Below are 16,036 nucleotides of genomic sequence, written 5' to 3' on the forward strand. Positions count from 1 at the left end.
CCTTTTTGCCGCGGGTGGTTTTTCGCGGCGAGGCGCCGCTCCCGCAGAATATCGGTACGCCTCTGTCCGTAGGAGCGGCGTCCCGCCGCGAACAGGGCTAATCAAGCGCCTCGAGGCTGCGTCGGTAGAGCTCTCGCAACTGCGCGAGCTGTTCGGCCTCGACCAGGGCTGCAGACTTCTCCAGCTCGCGCGCCCTGGCGCAAAGCGCTGACAGTCCGAAATTGGCGCAGGTGCCGGCCAGCTTGTGCAGCTGTTCGGGGTGCGCGGTGTCGGATGTTTCCAACGCGTCAAGCAACTGCTCGCATTGCTCGTGCATCCGGGCCAGCAGCGATTCGAAACGCTCCTCGCCGAGCAGCTGCCGGTGCTGGGCCAGCAGTCCGGTGTCGAGCAGGTCATTGCCGGTTTCGGGCGGTGGCGCGGCGAATCCGGCCCGCTCGTCGTAGAGCTGGCGCTGCAGTTCACTGAACTGCAAAGGCTTGCCGATAACGGCATCCATGCCGGCGTCCAGATACTGCTGAATTTCCGGCCCGGTGACGGAGGCCGTGAGGGCAATAATGCGCACCGCGGCCCGGCTGCTGTCGGGGTGCTGGCGCATACGCCGGGCGGTTTCGACACCGTCCATGTCCGGCAGGTGGATATCCATCAGCACCAGGTCGTAGTCATGGTCATTGTGCATCGACAGCGCGGTATAGCCGTCATCGGCGATGCTGACGCGGTGACCTTCGCTTTCGAGCAGTCCGCGGGTGACCTGCTGGTTGATCTCGGTATCCTCGACCAGCAGTATATCCAGCGCCCGGGCGGGCTTTGACCTTTGGACAGGCTCAGGCGCATCGCTGGCGGGGTGCTCGGCCAGTGCATAGTCGAGCTCGAACCAGAACAGGCTGCCGCGGCCCTCGGTGCTGCTAAAATCAATCCGGCCCTGTTGCAGCTCCACCAGGCGCCTGCAGATCGACAGGCCCAGCCCGGTGCCGCCAAAGCGCCGTGTAATGGTGCTGTCGGCCTGGCTGAAGTGGGCGAAGATGCGCTCTTTGGCCCCCTGGGGTATGCCGATGCCGGAATCCTCCACCTCGAAGCGCAGCCGTACCCGCCTGTCGTCCAGTGCCTGGCTGCGCACCCGCAGTGCCACATAACCCTCCTGGGTGAACTTGAGCGCATTGGAACTCAGGTTGAGCAGCACCTGACTCAGCGCGCGCCTGTCGCCGCAGACGGCATCGGGCAGGGTATTGTCCAGGCGCACGATCAGCTGCAGGGTCTTTTCCCGGGCCAGGGACTCCAGCAGCGGGCGCATGTCGTCGATGACCTGGCGTACCGAGAACGGCCGCTGTTCCAGCGTCAGCTGGCCGGCTTCGATCTTGGTGAAATCCAGCACGTCGTTCAGGATCGACAGCAGGGTGCGGCCAGACTGGTAGATGGCATTGACCTGGGTCTGCTGCTCGGCCGAGAGCGGGGCGCGCATGAGCAACTGGGCCATGCCCAGAATGCCGTTCATCGGCGTGCGGATTTCATGGCTCATGGTGGCCAGGAACTGGCTCTTGGCCTCGCTGGCGGCTTCCGCCTTTTCCCGCGCCAGTTCGGCCTGTTCCTTGGCCTTGCGTTCACTGATATCACTCAGCGAGCCTTCGTAGTAGAGCAGATTGTCCTGTTCGCCCAGCACCCGGCGTGCCGACACCGACACGAACAGGGTCTCGCCGTCACGGCGATACCAGCGGGTTTCGAAGTTCAGTACCCGGTCCTCGCGATCGAGCGTCTGCATAAAGCGTCGCAGCGCCGACGGGTCGCTGAAGCACTGCCGGCCGACGTTGTCGACCTGCTGCACGAAAGTGTCCGGGCCGCTGTATCCGAGCATGCGCGCCAGCGCCGGATTGACCGAGATGAAGCGGCCTTCCGGCAGGATGCGGAAAATGCCTTCGATGGCGTTCTCGAACAGCGAGCGGTAATCCCGTTCGGACTGCTGCAGGCTCGAGTAGAGTTTGGCGTTCTCGATCGAGATGGCGGCCTGGGACGTCAGGATCTGCAGGGTCTTGAGACGATCTGCGTCGAATACATCGCGGTTTTCACGATGCTCGAGGTAGAGCAGGGCGGTCAGGTTGCCGTGGTACAGAATCGGCAGACAGAGCAAGGATCGCGGCTGCTGTGCGCGGATATAGGTATCCTGGGCAAACATCGGATGGATGCTAGCGTCGTCCAGCACCAGGTCTTCCCGGGTGCGGGCTACGTAGTGCAGCAGACTGACCGGCAGCAGGTCGTCGCCGTCATCCAGCGGCCGGTCGCTGAAAAAGCGCGGATCCTGCTCGGCATCGGTCTGGGCGGCGATTAGCAGTTGCCGGTCGCGGGACAGGACCAGCAGCGCCCGCTGGCCGCCCGCATTTTGCAGCGCCAGGTGCATCAGGCGGCCGAGTAAGGGTTCCAGCATAATTTCGTCGGAGATCGCCTGGGACGCGCGGATCACCGAGGCGATGTCGAACGCCTGGTTGCTGAGGATCCCGGCGGCTGGCGGGGCCGCCTCCTGGGCGGCGGAGACCGCATCGCCCCGCACCAGGTCGGGACCGTAGCGCTGCTCCATCTGCCGCAGTTTCGCCACCGCTCCCCAGTCGGCGTAGCGTCGCCGCGCTTGTTGCAGATAGAGCCGGGCGATGGGCGTATTGCCACCGTCGAGGTAGAAACTGCCGGCACATTCGGCCGCCAGCGCCGCCTCGAACAGGAAGCCCTGCTGCTCTGCCTGCTCTATCGCCCGGTCGTAATGCCGGGTCGCCCGCCCGGCACGGCCGCGCAGGCGGCAGAACTCCGCCTTGACCAGTGACAGCGAATGCCGGTAGTTGTCCGGCGCCTGCAAGGCCCTTTTGCGCAGTCTGACCAGCGCCGGCAGAAGCCGCACCAGGCCCCGCCAGCGGCCGGCGGCGGAGCGGTTGCGCAGCAACGCAAGTTCCGTCAGCAGCCGCCAGCTGCCGAGCCAGGCGGCGGAGAAGGTGCCGCCGATGTAGAGGCGCAGCCGGTGCGCGTCGCGCAGCTGCAGCCGGGCACTGGCGTAATCGTTGAGCACGAAGCTTAGCAGTCCGCTGTAGAAATGATGCAGAGCCAGGGCGGTCAGGTGGTTGTCCTTGCGATGTCGGGCCAGCATTTCGACATCGCGGTAGTAGCGGCCGTCGAGGCGCCCCGGAGTCGTGCTGTTGCCCCTCAGGTTGTCCACCACCTGCTGGAGCAGCAGCGAGTACTGCAGCGACTGCTGCTGGCCGGACTTGCGCAGCTGGTCGATGTAATCGGCCAGCAGAGGCTGCAGCGCATCGAGGCTGGAGGACAGTGGAAAACTGTACTGGATATGGCCGGCCAGCGCGTAGGCGGCCCATTCAACATCGCCGGTCTCCTGCGCCAGGTCGTGGGCATGCTGCAGGTCATCGCGGCAGGCCGCGAGCGGCTCCCGGTAATGCCGGACGTAGGCGTTGAACAGGTACAGCGTGCGGTGGTGGTTGAGCGGTGTCGCTGCACTGCGGTCCAGTTCCAGAGCGAGCTGACCCAGCCGGTAACCCTGGCCGGTGGCGTCGAACTGGCCGCAGAGCACACCGCCGAAACCGGCCAACGCCAGGGCCGTGTCCGGCGTACGTCCGTGGCGCAGCGTCAGCTCGACGCTGCGGGCTGTGACCAGCGGTCGCAGGCCCGAGCTGGAAAATTTCACCACGCCGAACATGCCGGTGAGCAGGCGCAGGGCCGCCTCGGTCTCCGGCAAACGGGCCGCCGGCGCCTTCAGGATGCGCTCGGGCGTGCGGCTGAGCAGCTGCCACTCGGCCCGCAGCAGCCCGGCCAGGCTGTGACGCCGGCCCGGCTTCTCGGGCAGATCGACACCGAGCTGGGCCAGCACCCGCAGCGCGGTTTTCAGCGCGGCCTGGAAACGATTGCGGAAAATCTGCGACTGGATGCGGATTTCCTGGCCGCGCACCCGGTCGAGCAGGCAGCGGCCGTGCTGCTCGACCCGGTCGATCAGGCGATCCATCAACTCCGTCTCGCCACGTATGCAGGCCGCTTCGGCGCAGGCCTGGTGCAGGTTCAGCGCCAGGTCGTAGTCGTCGGACCAGATCCCGGGCGGCAGCAGTTCGAGGCCCGCCTGCAGGTATTCGAGGGCGCTATCGAAGGCGGCGGACTGGCGCGCGCGCGCTCCCGCCTGCAGGTTCAGCCGTGCCAGTGCCAGCCGTTCCCCGGGAGCATCGATCAGCGACCGTGCCTGGTTGAGGTGGTTAGCAATCTCGAACACCCGGCTCTCGATGTCGGCGGCATCAAGGCTCTGTTGCATCAGCCGGCCGATACGCAGGTGCAGTGGCCTGAGGTTCGCCTCCTCGATCAGCGAATAGGCCGCCTGCTGGACGCGGTCGTGCACGAAACGGTAGCGCGTGCGCCCGTTATCGAGGCGCAGCAGCTGGTAACTGTCGTCCAGCGGCACGATCAGGCCTTCGGTCAGCGCTGGCCAGAGGTGCTCGGCGACGTCGCTGGCCGATTGCTCGCTGACGATCGTCAGGGTGCGCAGTGTAAAGGTGCTGCCGATGCAGGCGGCCAGCGGCACGATGCGCTGGGTGCCCGGTGGCAGTCGCTGGATCTTGCTGACCATCAGCGTCAGGACGTCGTCGCTCATCGCCTGGGCGCGGATGGCATCCTCCTCCCAATGCCAGGTCTGGTCGCGCAGCTGCAGCAGACCGTCTTCGTGCAACGCATAGAGAAACTGGCTGAGGAAGAACGGGTTACCCTGGGTCTTCTCCATGCACAGCTGCGCCAGCGGCCGCAACCGGGGCGCTGCGTCACTCAGGGCATCCGCCAACAGCTGGCAGACGTCGGTGAGGTTGAGCGGTTCCAGGCGGTACTCTTGCGGCGGTCGGGGACCCTGGCGTAACTGCGTCAAGGTGCGTTCGAGCAGGTGGCCCGCACCGACTTCCTGCTCTCGGTAGCTGCCGATCAGCAGCAGATGCGGGACTTGGGCCGAGCCGACGAGGTTTTCAAGCAGTTGCAGCGATGCCGGGTCGGCCCACTGCAGATCGTCGAGAAACAGCAGCAGCGGATGCCCGGCGCCGGCCAGGACGCCGAGCATGCGGCGGATCAGGCGCGAGAATCGGTTCTGCTCCTCGAGCGGGGGCAGCAGCGGAACCTCCGGCTGGGGGCCCAGGATCAGCTCGAGTTCCGGCACCAGCTTGATCAGCACCTCGGCCTGGCCGCCAAGCGCCTGCTGCAGCCTATCCCGCCAGCGGTCGATCCGACTTTCGGACTCGGTCAGCAGTTGCCGGATCAGCCCCTGCAGCGCGATGTAGATGCCGAGATAGGGGCGGTTGCGGCGGAACTGGTCAAACTTGCCGCTGCTGAAATGGCCACCGCATGCGTTGACGTGCTGGCGCAGTTCGTGCACCAGACTCGACTTGCCCACGCCGGCGTAGCCGCTGATCAGCACCAGTGCCTGGTCGCCACCGGCGCAGCGGTCGTAGATGCCGCTGAGCTGGCCCAGCAGTTCGTCGCGGCCATAGAGCGCCTGTGGCAACTGCAGCCGGGCAGAGCGGTCCTCGCTTCCGACCTCGAAGTCGTCGATCCGGCCCTCGCGGCGCCACTGCTCAACACAGCGGCGCAGGTCGTGGCAAAGGCCGTAGCCCGACTGGTAGCGCAGTGCGGCGTCCTTGGCCAGCAGCTTGTGGATGATCCGTGCAACCGCCCGTGGTAGCCGCGGGTTGAGGGCATCGGGCCAGGCGGGGGGCTTGGCGATCTGGCTGTGTACCAGTTCCAGACCGTCGTCGCTGCAGAAAGGCGGCTGGCCGGTCATCATTTCGAACAGGGTCGCGCCTAGGTTGTAGTAGTCGGTGCGATAGTCGATGGACCGGTTGATGCGCCCGGTCTGTTCCGGCGCCAGGTATGGCAGCGCCGCGGCTTCCAGCCGAGCCGTGCCCCAGCTCGCCTGCTCGCGACTTAGCCGGGTCGCGTGACTGAAGTCGATCAGCGTGGGTTCGAGGGTCCGGCGGTCGAGAATGATGTGTTCGGGGCGGATCTGTTTGTGGATGATCCGCGCCTCGTGTAACTGGGCCAGGGTCTCGGCCAGGCGCAACGCCACCGGCAGCCACTGCTGCCAGTTCCCGGTTCCCGCGTCGAGCGCCCGGCGCAGCGGCAGGTCGCCAATATCCCGAAACAGGATCGCCGGTCCGCTGTCGAGCTGCAGCAGTTGCAGGACCCGGGGCACGCCCGCGATCTTGAGGCTTTCGAGGATATCGAACTCGTGCTGGAAGCGGCTCAGCCGCTCGGGATTGTTCTGCTGGCGCCGCAGCTGCTTTATTACCAGCGGCTGATTGTCCGCGAGCCGGATGGCGCGGCTCAGGGTGCAGGCCGCGCCCCGGTGCAGTTCGGCCTCGATGTGGTAGCCGCCGGGCGCGTTCATTGGATCCTCCTGGCGGTGCGGCTAAGACGCCAATACTGCTGAGCGGCCATGGTCATGGGTTCAACTCAGGGTACCTGCGAAAACGTAGCCGGCACCGTGGGCTGTGAGAATCAGCTGCGGATTGGAGGGATTATCCCCCAGTTTGCGGCGCAGGCGGCCGATAAGCACATCCACCGAACGGTCATTGGGGGTCCATTCGCGGTCGTGGATTGCATCCATCAGGTGGTCGCGGCTGAGCACGTGGCCGGCGTGGTCTATCAGCGCCTGCAGCAGCTTGAACTCACCTTCGGGCAGCCGTTCGAGCTGGCCGTCGGGCCCGGCCAACTGGCGCTTGTTGATATCCAGCGCCCAGCCCTCGAAATGCCAGCAGAGACTTTCGCGGTTGCCGTTACCGGCGCCCTGGCTGGAACCCCGGGCGCGCCAGAGCAGGTTCTTGACCCGCACCAGCAGTTCGCGGGGGTTGAACGGCTTGGTGACATAGTCGTCGGCACCCAGCTCCAGCCCGACGATACGATCTATTTCGTCGCCCTTGCTGGTGACCAGGATAATGCCGACGGTGGAGGTCGCCCTCAGTTCCCGTGTCAGGGTCAGGCCGTCTTTGCCGGGAAGGTTGATGTCGAGCAACACCAGATCGATGCCGTCACGGCCGACGCGAGTCGGCAGGTCGTCGGCCTGCTCGGCTTCGCTTATCCGGTAGCCCTCCTTTTCGAAGTAGCTGACCAGCAGCGAGCGGGAGGCGAAATCGTCCTCCACGATCAGTATGTGGGCCGCACGGGTGGGGTTGGTTGGCATTGATCGGGCTCTCCAGTCTTCAGGGCTCAGAGTCTAGCAACGGCGCAGGGCCGGGGAAAGCGGGGCGTGATTCGGACTTTGATTAATTAAATCCTTTAAAAACAGAGTGTTTTAAATTTTCGGCAGGGTGTTGTTACAGCTCGTTACATTCGTCTACAACTTAGCACAAATGGAGGGAACTTCATTTACAGCTAAGGTGTAGATTGGCTCCAAGTGCAACATCATCAGTGAGGGAGTGGTGGCTTTGACTAAGCAGAACAAGAAACGCGTGCCCCTCGTGGGACCGGCCCTGGCACTGGTAGCAGTGCTCGCGGCCCCTGCAATGGCCGCTCAGCCGGACGGCGAGACGATTATCCGTAACAATTGCCTGGCCTGTCACAGCGAGACTGGTGACAAGGCGGCGCCGTTTTCGCGCATCAGCGAACAGCGCAAGACGCCGGAAGGCTGGCGGATGACCATCAACCGCATGCAGGCGCTGCGCGGCGCGAAGATATCGCCCGAAGACAAGCGTGCGCTGATCCAGTATCTGGCGGACAACCAGGGCTTGGCGCCGACGGAGGCCGAGCCCTACCGCTACCTGCTGGAGCAGGACACCAATCGGGTTGAAGAGGGCATCGACGAAGGCCTTGGCCAGATGTGCGCCCGTTGCCATTCAGGCGCGCGCTTCTCGCTACAGCGCCGTAGCGAGGACGAGTGGAAGCGCCTGGTGGACTTCCACATGGGGCAGTTCCCCACCATCGAATTCCATTCCCTGGCCCGTGACCGGGCCTGGTATGACATCGCCAAGAATGAGACCGCAGTGGAGCTGGGTAAGAATTTCCCGCTGATCACGCCGCAATGGAATAGCTGGAAGACGGCGCCCAAGGCCGACCTGACCGGCCGCTGGCGCGTGCTGGGATTCGTTCCCGGCAAGGGGCAGTTCGATGCCTGGATGAACGCCGCCAAATCCGAGAGCGGCTATCAGCTGCAGCTTGAGGGCCAGTACGCCGACGGCAGCAAACTGTCCGGCAGCGGCAACGCGCGGGTCTACACCGGTTACGAATGGCGCGCGGCGCTGACCATTGATGGCGTGAAGATGCGCCAGGTGATGGCGGCCGATGCCAAGGGCGGCGAGATGGCAGGGCGCATGTTCCCGGCCGCCGAGCGGGCCATCGGTGGCGAGCTGCGGGCCGTGCGCGACCAGGGTGAAGCCGAAGTGATCGCCGTGATGCCGTCCTTACTGCGCCAAGGCGAAAGCGCCGAGCTGACCATTCTCGGCCAGCATCTGGAAGGTGATGTATCCCTAGGCGAGGGCATCGAGATCGAGAAAGTGCTGGAGCGCGACGACGATAGCATCCGTGTGCTGGCCAGGGCGACCGGTTCCGAGGGGGCCCGCAGCCCGAGTGTTGGGTCGGCCAGCCTTGAAGGCGGTCTGTCCGTGTACCAGACGCTGGCCCGCGTCGAAGTGGTGCCCGCTAATGCCCTCACCCGCATCGGCGGTAACGGCGGCGAAATGGAGAAGGTTCGGGCGGTCTACCGTGCGGTTGGCTACAGCGCTGGTGCCGATGGTAAGGCGGGTACCGAGGATGACTTGCGCCTGGGCTACATGCCGGCGACCTGGTCCATCAAGCCGGCCGACGAAGTGGCGGCCCACGACAAGGACGAAGACTTTGCCGGCAGCATCGATGCCCATGGCATCTTCACACCGGGCGATGCCGGCCCCAACCCTGCCCGCAAGATGTCAGCCAACAATGTCGGACGCCTGACGGTGATTGCCAGTGTGAACGATGGCGATGCGCAGGTGCGCGGTGAGGGCAGCATGCTGGTGTCCGTGCCGGACTTCGTCCGCCGCGTGCTGGACTGAGCATGCGCGCATCCCTGGCCACTGAACAGAACAACAAGAGGTGATTATGGGCACTATGTCTTTGGTAAAACCCAATCTGCATCGCATCGATGTGGATGCACGGCAGATGCTGTTTCACGTGCCCAGCAGCAGTATTTTCGAGCTGGATGAACTGAGTCGGGAAATGCTGGGCGTGTTCGACCAGCACGACAGGGTTACGGACGAATTGCTGGCGCCCCTTGTCAGCCGCTTTGGCCGCGAGGGTCTCGACGAGGCCCTGGCGGAATTCAAGGCACTGGAGATGATCGTCGATGAGGGTGTGGTGGCGCGGATCAACGCCACGCCACAGAAAGTTACCAAATTCCCGCTCACCACCGTGGTGCTGAACGTCAACACCGGTTGTAACCTGAGCTGCACTTATTGTTACAAGGAAGACCTCACCATCCCCTCCAAGGGGGAACTGATGGGGTATGACACGGCGATTCAGTCGGTCGAAATGCTGTTGCGCGAATCGCCGGATCAGGCGCGCTACAACGTGGTGTTTTTCGGTGGCGAACCGCTCAGCAACATGCCGCTGATCCGTGGGGTGGTGGACTACTGTGAAGAGCGGTTCGCGGCGCTTGATGCCACGGTCGATTTCACCCTCACCACCAACGCCACCCTGCTGAACGAAAAGCTGATCGACTGGTTCAATGCGCACCGCTTTGGCCTGACCATCTCGATGGACGGCCCCAAGGCGATGCACGACAAGAACCGTATCACCGTCGGCGGCCAGGGCACCTACGATGTGGTCAAGCGCAAGGTGGAGCTGCTGCTGTCCCGTTATACCGCCCGTCCGGTGGGGTGTCGTGTGACCCTCACCCGGGGTGTTACCGATGTGGAGCGTATTTTCGATCACCTCTACCACGAGCTGGGTTTTGCCGAAGTGGGCTTCGGGCCTGTGACCTCGGGGGATATCGAGGAATACAACCTCACCGCCGACGAGCAGCTCGAGGTGTTTGCCGGCATGAAACGCCTGGGGCTGAAGTACCTGGAGGCAGCCTCCAGGGGTGAGAATTTCGGTTTTGGCAATATGCACCAGATGCTCACCGACATGTACGAGGGCAACAAGAAACTGTTGCCCTGCGGTGCCGGTGTCGGCCTGCTGGCGGTGGACAAGGACGGCGGTCTTAACCTCTGTCACCGCTTTACCGGCTCCGACATGCCGCTGTTCGGCAATGTCAAGACAGGTATCGACAAGCCGCGTCTGGCCGAGTTTGTGGAACAACGCCTGGATCGCAGCAATACCGGCTGTGAAACCTGCCGTATCCGCAACCTCTGTTCGGGGGGCTGCTACCACGAAAGTTATGCCAAATATGGAGATCCGTCTCGACCGGCTTACCACTACTGCGATCTGTTGCGCGACTGGATCGATTACGGTGTGGAAGTCTATTCGCGGATCATGCTCAGGAACCCGGGGTTCTTCGAGGCCTACGTCTCTCCGAGGAGGAGTGCCTGATAATGAAACATCTTAAATCACTGAATAAAAAAGCCCATCTGATCAACCAGGCAGTGAGCCCGGAAGACGTTGAAGATGTTGTTGCGATGCAGACCGTTGTGGGCTGTACCGCGACTACCGATCCCGGCTGGGAACTGGACCCCTTCGGCGGCCTGGGGTCGCTGTGTCAGCCGATGGAGTCCGACCTCTACGGTTGCGCCGATGCCTGCTGGTGGCCGGCACAGGTGCCGGACACCATGAACAGCTACCCGGACTGGGGTGAGGGTGTGGCGAAGGCAGATAAGGACTGGCGCAAGCTGGACGGTATCTTTGAGGACGGCGAGTAACGGAGAGCGGCCCAGATGAAATTGAATACCCTAGTAAAATCCAGCCTGCTCGCCCCTATGGGTATAGCGGCGCTGATGTCGGCGGCGCCAGCCAGCGCCGATCAGGAATACCTGCTGACGGTCACGCGCCCCGGTCAGCTGCATGTGATCGACATGGCGACCAACAAGGTTGAGCGCAGCTGCGATATCCCCGGCAAGTTCGGCTCCGGTTCCATTGCACTGGCACCCAACGGCAAGACCGCCTACGTGCTGAGCAACATGACAGAAGATGTCTACGGCATTTCGATTCAGAACTGCGACATCACCTTTCATGTCGCGCAGTCCGAGGGCAACATCCGGGTAAAGTCGGTGCAGTCGATTACGGTCAGCACCGATGGCACCGAGCTCTATACCGTACAGAACCCGGTGCGACACCTGCCGGATCGGTTTGAAATTCTCGAGCCCAAACTCGCGGTGTACAAGATCGCTGACGGCATGGGCGCCAAACCAGTGCGGTCTTTCCCGGTGGAGCGTCGCATCACCAAGATTGCGGCGACCGAGACCGGTGAAGTTATCCTCGGGGGGGGTGATGTCACGGCCATCAACACCCAGACCGGTGCGGTGCGGATGGTCACGGCGCTGCAGAACTGGGATCGCGGGCCGCTCTGGGCACCGCCCGATGCGTTCGCCATGCACTCCCAGGGTGAGCAGACCAACGAGTACCTGATGCCGTACAGTACCGCCAAGTTCGAAGACGAATCCATGAACATGGAAACGGCGCAATGGTGGTGGGGCATGAGTCGGGTCAACCTGACGACGGGGGAAGCGGAACGCATGGAAACCGTACCCTTCCAGTTTATCGTCTTCAACTTCCTCACCGATCCGCGGGATTCCAATATCCTTTATGGCAGCTTCAATACGCTGTCCAAGCACGATATCAGCAAGCACGAGACACTGATTGTGCACGAGATGCCGCACACCTACTACAACCTGAACATTTCGGGCGATGGCAAGACGATCTACGTCGGTGGCACCAGCAGCGATATCTCGATTCACGACTCGGAAACTCTGGATAAAATCGGGTCGATCCAGCTTAGCGGGGACATGACCACCTCGGATCTGCGCGTGGCGACGATCCGGGACTGACGCCTTCTGATGCTTGTTAAAACTGAACGGGAGCTGACGCACTGCGTCGCCTCCCGTTTTTCCGTTATGATGTTGGCCTTCGCTGCTGTTGGCGTTTGCTATTTAACCTATAAAAATAATCAGGACTGCCCATGCTGAACTGGCTGGTAAGCGCCATCCACGCCGATAACCGGGACGCGTTGCGCCGGGGCTTTGAGTGGCTTTACAGCTTTGTACGCCCGCAGCGCCGTGCCATCGGCGGCCTGCTGCTGCTGTCGTTCGTGGCAACCCTGCTGGTGCTGCTGCAGCCCTGGCTGACCAAGCTGCTGATCGATGATGGCCTGCTGGCCGGCGACTATCAGACGCTGGTGAAAATCGCCCTGGGCATGATTCTGGTGGGGGTGTTCAGTACCGTGCTCGGCGGCCTGAACCGCTATCTGCACACACGGCTGTCGGGGCGCATCCTGTTTGCCCTGCGCTCGGATCTGTATGGCCACCTGCAGAAACTGTCGCCGTCCTTCTTTGGCCGCCGGCGCATCGGTGATCTGCTGTCACGCATCGATGGCGATGTGGCCGAAATCCAGCGCTTTGCCGTGGACAGCCTGTTTTCCGCCGTCAGCAGTGTGATCGGCCTGATCGGCGCCCTGATGCTGCTGCTGACCCTGTCCTGGAAACTGTCGTTGCTGGTGCTGGTGCTGATACCGCTGGAGACCCTCTGGCTACGCTGGATGCGGCGCAAGGTGGAACAGCGGGCCCGGGCGCTGCGAGAGCGCTCGGCGGACCTGTCGAGCTTTCTGGTGGAAACCCTGCCGGCGATGAAATTCATCCAGTCGGTGGGCCAGGAAGGATCTGAGCGGGACCGGCTGCAGCAGCACAGCGATCATTACCTGTCGGATTTGCTGAAACTGCAGGTCACCGAGTTCTTTACCCATGCCATTCCCGGCACACTGACCTCCCTGACCCGCGCCGCCGCCTTTCTGATCGGTGGCTGGTGGGTGATCAGCGGGCAATGGCAGCTGGGCTCGCTGATCGCCTTTTCGACCTATCTGGGCATGGCGACGGGGCCGGTCAACAGCCTGCTGGGGCTCTATGTCGCCGTGCAGCGCATGAGCGTGAGCCTGGGACGGGTGAACGAACTGCGCCAGGCGCCGGTGGATGTGCAGGCCAGCGCCGTGACTGTGCCACTGCCCCAGCATCTGCGCGGTGAGCTGCGCCTCAGTGAGGTGACCTTTGCCTATCCCGGACGTGATGTTGCTGTGTTGAATGGGGTCAGCTGCCATATCAGGCCCGGTCAGAAGGTGGCGCTCAGCGGTGCCTCAGGCGTCGGCAAGTCGACCCTGATCGACCTGCTGCAGCGCCATTTCGATCCGCAGGCAGGCCAGCTTAGTCTCGATGGGCTGGATATCAGACAGCTGAGCCTGGTGGATTTGCGCCGTGCCATTGCGGTCGTCAGCCAGGACATCACGCTGTTTCGCGGCACGCTGGCCGACAACATCCGCTATGCCTGCCCCGGCGCAACGGATGAGGCCGTACTGGCTGCCGCCCTGGAGGCGCAGCTTGGTGATCTGATCGCGACACTGCCCCAGGGCATCGATTCCCTGATGGGCGAGCGCGGTCAGCAGCTGTCCGGCGGCCAGCGCCAGCGCATCGCCATTGCCCGGGCGCTGCTGCAACAGCCGGCGGTGCTGGTGCTGGACGAGGCTACCTCGGCGGTGGATGAAGCCACCGAAGCCCAGGTCATTGCCGCCGTCGACCGACTCTTTGCCGACCGCACCCGCATTCTCATCAGCCACCGCAGGAGCACCCTGGCCGGGGCTGACCTGACCCTGGTCATGGCGGATGCGCAGCTGCGCGAGATCGCGGGCGAGGCGGTCGATGGCTAAAGCGCTCAGGGTTGGCATTGTCGACAGCGGCGCGAATGAGAGGATGCAGCTGTCGGTGGAGGCGGCGGCCGGTTTTGTCATTGAGCAGCAGCAACTCTGGCAGACCGAGGGCGTCGACGACCGGCTCGGGCATGGTTCGATGGTGCTGGACATCATTCATGAACTGGCGCCCGATGCACGCTTTGCGCTGGCCCAGGTATTCCACGACCGTTTCTCCACCACGGCGGTGCAGGTCGCGGCGGCCATCGACTGGCTGGTGGAACAGCAGGTTGCGATCATCAACCTGAGCCTGGGATTGCGCCAGGACAGGCCGGTGCTGCGAGAGGCCTGTGAGCGCGCACTAAGCGCCGGCGTGCTGCTCTGCGCCGCCAGTCCCGCCCGTGGCGAACCGGTCTACCCATCCACTTACCCGGGCGTCTTTCGCATGACCGGCGATGCCCGCTGCGCGCGTGATGAAATCTGCCATCTGGAAACCGAATTCGCCGATTTCGGCGGCCATGTAAGGCCGCTCGATGGTGCCCTCGGGGCCTCCGGCGCCAGCATGGGCTGCGCCCATATGACCGGCCATCTGGCGCGTTACCTGTCCGAAGGCGGGCAGGGCGGCCTGGCCGCCGCCCGCCACTGGCTGATCCAGCAGTCCAGCTACCAGGGGCCCGAGCAGCGTCGCTGATCCGGGGTGTGTCGTGCGACAGCCCGGTGCTTCTGTTACATCCTGTTACAATATCCCCACAAAACAGCACAAGCTGCGCGTAATTGGTTTACAGCGGCGTTTTAGTCTAGGGCAAGTATTCACAGTAACCCCGGTGCTGCGGCACCGGAGCCCGGAAGGACAGCACAGCCCATGCATAACAAGAATCTGCGTACGCTTTACCGTTCCCTGCTGCCGGCGGCCATTGCCGCGGTGCTTTCCACGCCGGCCTCGGCCTACAACCTGCTGGATGCCGACGGCAACAGCCTGGATCTGAATATCGAGGCCGTGTTCGGTGCCTTCAGCAGCGATGAAAACTACCTGTTTGATGGCGACACCGGCGGGGCCAGCTGGCAGGAAGGCTACATAAAGTATGGCCTGTCCGGCAGCCATGGCATGGCGGCGGACGCGGCTCTGTTCGGCGCTGTCAGCCTGCTGTCATCCGGTACCTGGGGTGACGGCGATGCCGGCGGATTCAGTTCCGGCAAGGAGCGCGACACTGACCTTGAAGATGCCTATCTGGGCTGGCGCTCCGGCAATCGGCTACCCGCGCTGGGTGAGAATGGCCTGGAACTGTCGTTTGGCCGGCAGAATTTCAGCATCGGCGATGGCTTCCTGATCAATGGCGATTCGCTCAATCTCGGTGATGCCCTCAACGGTGGCGGGCTGGATTTTGATCGTGGTGGCGCTTACTGGCTGGCGGCGCGCAAGGCGTTCGATCGCACTGCCGTGGCCCGGATCGGCGGCAGCGAAGGCCTGCGTGCCGACCTGTTCTGGCTCGAGTCCGACAACCACGGCCAGGCGGATATGGAACTCGGTGGCATCAATACCGAGTATGTAAGCGCGGCCGGCACAGTCGCACTGGCCTATATCGAAGGCCTGGATGTGAACGACCGCTATGCCCAGGCACTGGGACTGACGCACCGTGATGGTCAGCAAACCCTGAGCCTGCGTTTCCAGGGTAATGCCGGCGTCGACAACCTGTTTCTGTCCGGCGAATACGTCACCCAGGATCAGGGCGACAGCAGCCGCAAGGATGCCGATGCCTGGTACGCCGAAGCCGGCTGGACCTTCGCCGACGCGCCCTGGTCACCGAGCCTGACTTACCGCTATGCGAGCTTTGATGAAGGCTTCGATCCGCTGTTTTTTGGTTTTAGCCGTGGCTATGGCACCTGGTTCCAGGGCGAGGTGGCGGCCAACTATGCCGGCCCCTTCAACAGCGATGCCCAAGTGCAGCATCTGGGCCTGAAACTGCAGCCCACCGAGATGCTGAGCTTCGGGGCACTGTTTTTCGATTTCAGTGATACCAGCGCGGGAACGGGTGGCCTGAACGGGCAGGAGCTGGATTTGTACGCCGAGTGGGTGGTCAACGATCACCTGATCCTGAGTCCGCTGCTGGGCTTCTATTCGCCGGATAACAGCGATGCCATGGGTGGCAGCCAGATTGGTAACGACGATACAAACACCTATGCTCAACTCATAGCCATTATGCCGTTTTAATGAACTGACACTGTGACTTTTTGTCGCGTCGC

General features: G+C 63.3%; 9 protein-coding genes. 7 read left to right on the forward strand and 2 right to left on the reverse strand.

Features of this window, described 5'->3' with window-relative positions; genetic code table 11:
• Nucleotides 1-97 precede the first annotated feature (97 nt).
• Both MRS74_RS02740 and MRS74_RS02745 read right to left on the reverse strand, forming a co-directional pair.
• Nucleotides 98-6,391, reverse strand: coding sequence for an AAA family ATPase (locus MRS74_RS02740; protein ID WP_254578736.1), 6,294 nt, complete (start codon nucleotides 6,389-6,391; stop codon nucleotides 98-100).
• 60 nt (nucleotides 6,392-6,451) lie between these two features.
• Nucleotides 6,452-7,183, reverse strand: a complete 732-nt coding sequence (locus tag MRS74_RS02745; protein WP_254578737.1) for a response regulator — start codon at nucleotides 7,181-7,183, stop codon at nucleotides 6,452-6,454.
• Between the two features lie 238 nt (nucleotides 7,184-7,421).
• Between MRS74_RS02745 and peaA the strand changes: the two genes are divergently transcribed.
• The 7 genes from peaA (at nucleotide 7,422) to MRS74_RS02780 (ending at nucleotide 16,004) form a co-directional block, all read left to right on the forward strand.
• On the forward strand, nucleotides 7,422-9,026 hold the full coding sequence (gene peaA, locus MRS74_RS02750; protein WP_438362314.1) for a quinohemoprotein amine dehydrogenase subunit alpha: 1,605 nt from the start codon (nucleotides 7,422-7,424) through the stop codon (nucleotides 9,024-9,026).
• Nucleotides 9,027-9,072: 46 nt separating this feature from the next.
• Nucleotides 9,073-10,503 carry a quinohemoprotein amine dehydrogenase maturation protein gene (gene peaB, locus MRS74_RS02755; RefSeq protein ID WP_254578739.1) on the forward strand — a complete coding sequence of 477 codons (1,431 nt, stop codon included), beginning with the start codon at nucleotides 9,073-9,075 and terminating at the stop codon, nucleotides 10,501-10,503.
• Between the two features lie 2 nt (nucleotides 10,504-10,505).
• Nucleotides 10,506-10,829 carry a quinohemoprotein amine dehydrogenase subunit gamma gene (gene qhpC / locus MRS74_RS02760; protein ID WP_254578740.1) on the forward strand — a complete coding sequence of 108 codons (324 nt, stop codon included), beginning with the start codon at nucleotides 10,506-10,508 and terminating at the stop codon, nucleotides 10,827-10,829.
• A gap of 15 nt (nucleotides 10,830-10,844) precedes the next feature.
• Nucleotides 10,845-11,954: a quinohemoprotein amine dehydrogenase subunit beta gene (gene peaD / locus MRS74_RS02765; RefSeq protein WP_254578741.1), complete on the forward strand. Its 1,110-nt coding sequence runs from the start codon at nucleotides 10,845-10,847 to the stop codon at nucleotides 11,952-11,954.
• Nucleotides 11,955-12,085: 131 nt separating this feature from the next.
• A complete protein-coding gene (locus tag MRS74_RS02770) occupies nucleotides 12,086-13,816 on the forward strand; it encodes an ABC transporter ATP-binding protein (RefSeq protein ID WP_254578742.1) in 1,731 nt (576 codons plus the stop codon).
• A complete protein-coding gene (qhpE, locus tag MRS74_RS02775) occupies nucleotides 13,809-14,486 on the forward strand; it encodes a subtilisin-like serine protease QhpE (RefSeq protein ID WP_254578743.1) in 678 nt (225 codons plus the stop codon). The genes MRS74_RS02770 and qhpE overlap by 8 nt, the downstream gene beginning before the upstream one ends.
• Before the next feature lie 171 nt (nucleotides 14,487-14,657).
• Entirely contained in the window at nucleotides 14,658-16,004 is a 1,347-nt protein-coding gene (locus tag MRS74_RS02780; protein WP_254578744.1) for an alginate export family protein, read from the forward strand.
• Nucleotides 16,005-16,036 lie beyond the last annotated feature (32 nt).

The organism is Marinobacterium sedimentorum, assembly GCF_024267675.1.
Taxonomy (GTDB): Bacteria; Pseudomonadota; Gammaproteobacteria; order Pseudomonadales; family Balneatricaceae; genus Marinobacterium_A; species Marinobacterium_A sedimentorum.

Bases quoted from the DNA above. Each gene is read 5' to 3' on its own strand.
- MRS74_RS02740 (WP_254578736.1), bottom strand. From the start codon at position 6,391: ATGAACGCGCCCGGCGGCTACCACATCGAGGCCGAACTGCACCGGGGC.
- qhpC (WP_254578740.1), top strand. From the start codon at position 10,506: ATGAAACATCTTAAATCACTGAATAAAAAAGCCCATCTGATCAACCAG.
- qhpE (WP_254578743.1), top strand. From the start codon at position 13,809: ATGGCTAAAGCGCTCAGGGTTGGCATTGTCGACAGCGGCGCGAATGAG.
- MRS74_RS02780 (WP_254578744.1), top strand. From the start codon at position 14,658: ATGCATAACAAGAATCTGCGTACGCTTTACCGTTCCCTGCTGCCGGCG.
- MRS74_RS02745 (WP_254578737.1), bottom strand. From the start codon at position 7,183: ATGCCAACCAACCCCACCCGTGCGGCCCACATACTGATCGTGGAGGAC.
- MRS74_RS02770 (WP_254578742.1), top strand. From the start codon at position 12,086: ATGCTGAACTGGCTGGTAAGCGCCATCCACGCCGATAACCGGGACGCG.
- peaB (WP_254578739.1), top strand. From the start codon at position 9,073: ATGGGCACTATGTCTTTGGTAAAACCCAATCTGCATCGCATCGATGTG.
- peaD (WP_254578741.1), top strand. From the start codon at position 10,845: ATGAAATTGAATACCCTAGTAAAATCCAGCCTGCTCGCCCCTATGGGT.